This window comes from Kitasatospora sp. NPDC057936 (assembly GCF_042887525.1).
Taxonomy (GTDB): Bacteria; Actinomycetota; Actinomycetes; order Streptomycetales; family Streptomycetaceae; genus Kitasatospora.
On the sequence record NZ_JBHVPD010000073.1, the window covers coordinates 1 to 5,531 of the forward strand.

The 5,531-nt window shown below is 72.1% G+C and carries 4 protein-coding genes; 1 reads left to right on the forward strand and 3 read right to left on the reverse strand.

Translation table 11 applies throughout. The features are described from left to right. Positions 1 to 51: 51 nt before the first annotated feature. Positions 52 to 2,283 carry a catalase/peroxidase HPI gene (katG, locus tag ACFVU9_RS31120; RefSeq protein WP_387599075.1) on the reverse strand — a complete coding sequence of 744 codons (2,232 nt, stop codon included), beginning with the start codon at positions 2,281 to 2,283 and terminating at the stop codon, positions 52 to 54. 204 nt (positions 2,284 to 2,487) lie between these two features. Here katG and ACFVU9_RS31125 point away from each other — a divergent pair, with 204 nt between their 5' ends. Then, positions 2,488 to 2,901 (forward strand): Fur family transcriptional regulator, encoded by a 414-nt coding sequence (locus ACFVU9_RS31125; RefSeq protein ID WP_380499558.1) that lies wholly within the window; start codon positions 2,488 to 2,490, stop codon positions 2,899 to 2,901. On the opposite strand, the gene ACFVU9_RS31130 is transcribed toward ACFVU9_RS31125, so the two are convergent. Beyond that, entirely contained in the window at positions 2,864 to 4,234 is a 1,371-nt protein-coding gene (locus ACFVU9_RS31130; protein WP_387599078.1) for a cytochrome P450, read from the reverse strand. The two genes, ACFVU9_RS31125 and ACFVU9_RS31130, sit on opposite strands and share 38 nt — an antisense overlap. A gap of 85 nt (positions 4,235 to 4,319) precedes the next feature. Beyond that, the coding region (locus ACFVU9_RS31135; protein WP_387599081.1) for a PKD domain-containing protein at positions 4,320 to 5,531 on the reverse strand (1,212 nt) is incomplete at its 5' end.

Sequence of the window (5,531 nt, forward strand, 5' to 3'; positions counted from 1 at the left end):
GTGTAGGCCTGTCCGCACGGACAGGCCCCGGGCCCGGCCCCGAGCCGGGCGTCACGCCTTGGCGAGGTCGAACCGGTCGAGGTTCATGACCTTGACCCAGGCCGCGACGAAGTCCCGGACGAACTTCTCCTTGGCGTCGTCGCTCGCGTAGACCTCCGCGACGGCGCGCAGCTCGGAGTTCGAGCCGAACACGAGGTCGGCGCGGGTGCCGGTCCACTTGACGGCGCCGGAGGAGTCGCGGCCCTCGAACGTGGTCGCGTCCCCGGAGGCGGCCTTCCACGTGGTGTCGAGGTCGAGCAGGTTGACGAAGAAGTCGTTCGTCAGCACGCCCGGCGTGTCGGTGAACACGCCGTGCGTGGACTTTCCGTGGTTCGCGCCGAGGACGCGCAGGCCGCCGACGAGGACGGTGAGCTCGGGGGCGCTCAGCGTCAGCAGGTTGGCCCGGTCGAGCAGCAGGTACTCGGCGGCCAGCCGCTGGCCCTTGCCGGCATAGTTGCGGAAGCCGTCGGCCGAGGGCTCCAGCGCCGCGAACGACTCGACGTCGGTCTGCTCCTGCGAGGCGTCCACGCGCCCGGCCGCGAACGGCACCTCGACCGCGACGCCCGCGTCCTTCGCCGCCTTCTCGACGGCCGCGCCGCCGGCCAGCACGACGAGGTCGGCCAGCGAGACGTGCTTGGCACCGGCCCGGGCGTTGAAGTCCCGCTGGACGCCTTCGAGGGCGCGCAGCACGATCGCGAGCTCGTCCGGGTCGTTGACCTCCCAGCCGGCCTGCGGCTGGAGGCGGATCCGGCCGCCGTTGGCGCCGCCGCGCTTGTCGCTGCCACGGAAGGACGAGGCGGCGGCCCACGCGGCGGAGACCAGCTGGGCGACGGACAGGCCGGTGGCGAGGACGCGCTCCTTGAGCGCGGCGGCGTCGGCGGCGTCGATCCGCTCGCCGGTGGCCGCCGGCAGCGGGTCCTGCCAGATCAGCTCCTCGCTCGGGACCTCCGGGCCGAGGTAGCGGACGACCGGGCCCATGTCGCGGTGGGTGAGCTTGAACCAGGCGCGGGCGAACGCGTCGGCGAACTGCGCCGGATCGTCCTTGAAGCGCCGGGAGATGGGCTCGTAGACCGGGTCCAGGCGCAGCGACAGGTCGGTGGTGAGCATGACCGGGGCGTGCCGCTTCGACGGGTCGTGCGCGTCGGGCACGGTGTCGGCGCCGGCGCCGTCCTTCGGGATCCACTGGTGGGCGCCGGCGGGGCTCTCGGTGAGCTCCCACTCGTAGCCGAAGAGGGTCTCGAAGAAGGAGTTGTCCCAGGTGGTGGGGGTGTGCGTCCAGGCGCCCTCCAGGCCGCTGGTGATCGCGTCGCCGCCCACGCCGGTACGGAAGGCGCTCCTCCAGCCGAGGCCCTGCTGCTCCATCGGCGCGGCCTCGGGGTCGGGGCCGACGTTGTCCGCCGGGCCGGCGCCGTGGGTCTTGCCGAAGGTGTGGCCGCCGGCGATGAGGGCGACGGTCTCCTCGTCGTTCATCGCCATCCGGTAGAAGGTCTCGCGGATGTCGCGCGCGGCCGCGATCGGGTCCGGATTGCCGTTGGGGCCCTCGGGGTTGACGTAGATCAGGCCCATCTGGACGGCGGCGAGCGGGTTCTCCAGCTCGCGGTCGCCGGTGTAGCGCTCGTCGCCGAGCCAGGTGGTCTCCGGGCCCCAGTAGACGTCCTCGTCCGGCTCCCACTCGTCGACCCGGCCGCCGCCGAAGCCGAAGGTCTCGAAGCCCATCGTCTCCAGGGCGACGTTGCCGGCGAGGACCATCAGGTCGGCCCAGGACAGGCTGCGGCCGTACTTCTTCTTGACCGGCCACAGCAGGCGGCGGGCCTTGTCCAGGCTCGCGTTGTCCGGCCAGCTGTTGAGCGGGGCGAAGCGCTGCTGGCCGCCGCCGGCGCCGCCGCGTCCGTCGCGGATGCGGTAGGTGCCCGCGCTGTGCCAGGCCATGCGGATCATGAACGGGCCGTAGTTGCCGTAGTCGGCGGGCCACCAGTCGTGCGACGTGGTGAGGACCGTGGCGATGTCGCGCTTGACGGCCGGGAGGTCGAGGGATTCGAACGCCGCCGCGTAGTCGAACTCCGCGCCGAACGGGTTCGCCACCGCGGGGTTCTTGGCGAGGATCTTGAGGTTCAGCTGGTCGGGCCACCACTGGCGGTTGCCGCCGCCCTGGGTGGGGTGCGCCGCGCGCCCGTGGACGACCGGGCAGCCGCCCGTGCCCTCCGCCTGTGCTCCGACTCCGGTTGCATCGTGGTTCTCAGACATGGGAATCCTTCCCTGACAAGGCGGATCACGGTGTCTTGCGCTACCTGGTGTGCTGCTGCCTAGGCTAATGCCGGAGCCGATCCTACGATGGACGCAATCCAAGTCAAGAAGGACACCAGGGAAGTATCGGGTCCAATACCGGATAACCCTGATATCCGCTGATAAACTCCGGGTTTCTCCATTGACCTGAATAGGTGAACCGACATGAGCGACCTCCTGGAACGACTGCGCGAGCGCGGCTGGCGCCTCACCTCCCAGCGGCGCGTCGTGGCGGAGGTCCTCGACGGCGACCACGTGCACCTCACCGCCGACGAGGTGCACGCCCGCGCCGCGGAGCGGCTCCCCGAGATCTCCCGGGCCACCGTCTACAACACCCTCGGCGAGCTCGTCACGCTCGGCGAGGTGGTCGAGGTCGCCACCGACGGCCGCGCCAAGCGCTACGACCCCAACGCCCACCACCCCCACCAGCACCTCGTCTGCACCGACTGCGGCACCATCCGCGACGTCCACCCGGCCGGCGACCCGCTCGCCGACCTCCCGTCCGAACAGCGCTTCGGCTTCACCGTGTCGGGCGCCGAGGTCACCTACCGGGGGCTCTGCCCGGACTGCGCACGCTGACGCGCGCGCCGCTCACCCGGCGCGAGCCGCCGCCCGCGCGCCATCTGATCGGGAGGGACTTGAGTCCGTTCTGGAAGTTGGAGACCAGGCGCTGCGGGGCTCGGCCCGGGTCCGCGAGTTCCAGGCCGGGGAGGGTCGTGACGAGGTGACGGATCATCACGGTCATCTGCAGGCGCGCGAGTTGGGCACCGAGACAGAAGTGGGGGCCGTAGCCGAAGCTCACGTGGTCGTTCGGGGTGCGGGTGATGTCGAAGCGGTCGGGGTCGGGGAAGACGTGCTCGTCGCGGTTGGCGGAGGCGTGGTAGACGACGACCTTGTCGCCGCGCCGGACGGGTCGGCCCGCCAGGGTGAGGTCCCGGGTGGCGGTGCGGCGGAACTCCATGACGGGAGGCCAGTAGCGCAGCATCTCCTCGACTGCGGATGCGGTCAACTCCGGTTTCTCGCAGAGCAGTCGGTACTGGTCGGGGTGGCTGAGCAGGGCGTGGAGCCCGCCGGGCAGGGCGTTGCGGACGGTCTCGTTGCCGGCCACGGCGAAGAGGAAGAACATCGTCTCGAACTCGTCGACCGTCAGCCCCGCCTCCCGGGTGCGGGCCAGCAGGCCGTCCGCGTCCGGCTGTCGGGCGAGGGAGTGGGCGTAGGCGTAGAGGTCGGCGAGGCCGGCGCGGGAGCGCGGGTTGAGCGGACGACCGCCGGGGGTGGCGGTCGGGCGGTGGGCGAGGGCGGCGCGGCCGAGGGGGGTCAGGCCGGCCGGGTCTGCGGTGGCGGACGCGGCGTGGTCGGCGTCCTGGTAGCCGATCACCCGGTTCGCCCAGTCCAGCAGGAGACGGCGGTCCCGGTCGGGGACGCCCATCACCCGGGCGAGCGTCCACAGGGGCAGGTCGGCGGCCAGGCCGACGAAGTCGGTGGCGCCCAACGGCCGAACGGTGTCGACGAGTTCGTGCACGCGGCTCTCGATGGCGGCGGCCAGGTCGGCCAGGGCACGCGGGGTGAAGGCGGCGGCGACGATGCGGCGCAGGCGCGAGTGGTCCGGTGGGTCCTGATTGAGCATCATCGTGCGGGCGAAGGCCAGGTCGGCGGGTGTCTCGGGGTCGCGGATCTGGGTGCCGCCGAGGTGGGAGGAGAAGTCCCCCGGGCTGCGCAGCACGTGTTTGACGTCCGCGTGCCGCAGCACCGCCCAGTAGCCCGGCCCTGCGGGCCAGTCGCCGACGGGCGGCTCCTCGATCCGGTGGACCGGCCCGGCCGCCCGCAGTTCGCGGTAGAGGTCGTACGGCACGCCGTCCGCGTAGGTGGCGGGCGGGAAGATCCGGTTCGCGCGGTCCTGGTCGAGGGTCACGGCGACCGACGGTACGGCAGCCGCGCACCGCGCACCAGGAGGCCTGCCCTCCCGTTGTGCGGGAGGGCCGGCCGGGCGGGGCCCGTCAGGAGACGTTGACCGCGGTGTCGTCGATGACGAACGAGGTCTGCTTCTCGTAGTCCTCACTGCCGGTGAACTTCAGCGTGACGGTCTGCCCCGCGTACGGCGACAGGTCGAGACTCCGCTGCGCGTAGCCGGTGTTGTGGTCGAGGTTGGAGTAGGTGTGCAGGGTGGCGAGCACCGTGCCGGAGCTGTTGAGGACCTGCACCTTGAGCGTGTCGTAGGCGGTCGTGGTGGTGGTCTCGGCGGTGTCGACGTGCAGCCAGAAGGAGAGGTTGTAGGTACCGCACCCGGTCGGCAGGGTGACGGACTGGGCGAGGGTGTCGGTGTGGGTGCTGCCGTAGCCGTCCAGCCAGGCGTCCCAACTGCCGCTGTGCGGCGGCTCGGTGGCGCTGTTGCTGACGACACCCGAGCTGGCGGTCCACGGCGCGGCGCTGCCGGTCTCGAACCCGGGGTTGCCGAGCAGCTGTCGGGGCGGGCAGCCGGTCGGGGTGGCACTGGCCTCGTTGCTCTGGGCACCCTCGCCGATCGAGTTCACGGCGCTGACCTTGTAGTAGTACGTCTGGCCCGGGGTGAGCCCGGTGTCCGTGCAGGAGAGGACGGCGCCGAGGCCGCTGCAGCCGCCGGTGGTGAGGAGGCTCTCCTGGCCGCTCGCGGTGCCCCGGTAGACGCGGTAGGAGGTGATGGAGACGCCGCCGTTGCTCGCGGGGGCCGTCCACCCGAGCGCCGCCTGGCCGTTGCCGGCCGTCGCGGTCAGTGCGGTGGGGGCGCCCGGGGCGGTGCCCGCGATGGGCGAGGCCGTGACGGTGACGGTCGAGGTGGCGGTGTGGGCCGGGTTGGCGGCGTCCGTGACAGTGAGGGTCGCGGTGTACGTCCCGGCGGTCGCGTAGGTGTGGCTCGGGTTCTGCACCGTGCTCGCCGCCGAACCGTCACCGAAGTTCCAGCTGTACGCGTAGGCCGGGGTGCCGCCGGTGGCGGTGCCGGTGAAGGCGACGTTCAGCGGGACCTGGCCGGACGTCGGCGTGCCGGCGGCGGTGGCCGCCAGGGGGTTGCCGACGGCGCTGACGGTGGTCGTGACGGTCGCCGTGGCGGTGTGGGCCGGGTTGGCGGCGTCCGTGACGGTGAGGGTCGCGGTGTACGTCCCGGCGGTCGCGTAGGTGTGGCTCGGGTTCTGCACCGTGCTCGCCGCCGAACCGTCACCGAAGTTCCAGCTGTA

Bases quoted from the DNA above. Each gene is read 5' to 3' on its own strand.
- katG (WP_387599075.1), bottom strand. From the start codon at position 2,283: ATGTCTGAGAACCACGATGCAACCGGAGTCGGAGCACAGGCGGAGGGC.
- ACFVU9_RS31125 (WP_380499558.1), top strand. From the start codon at position 2,488: ATGAGCGACCTCCTGGAACGACTGCGCGAGCGCGGCTGGCGCCTCACC.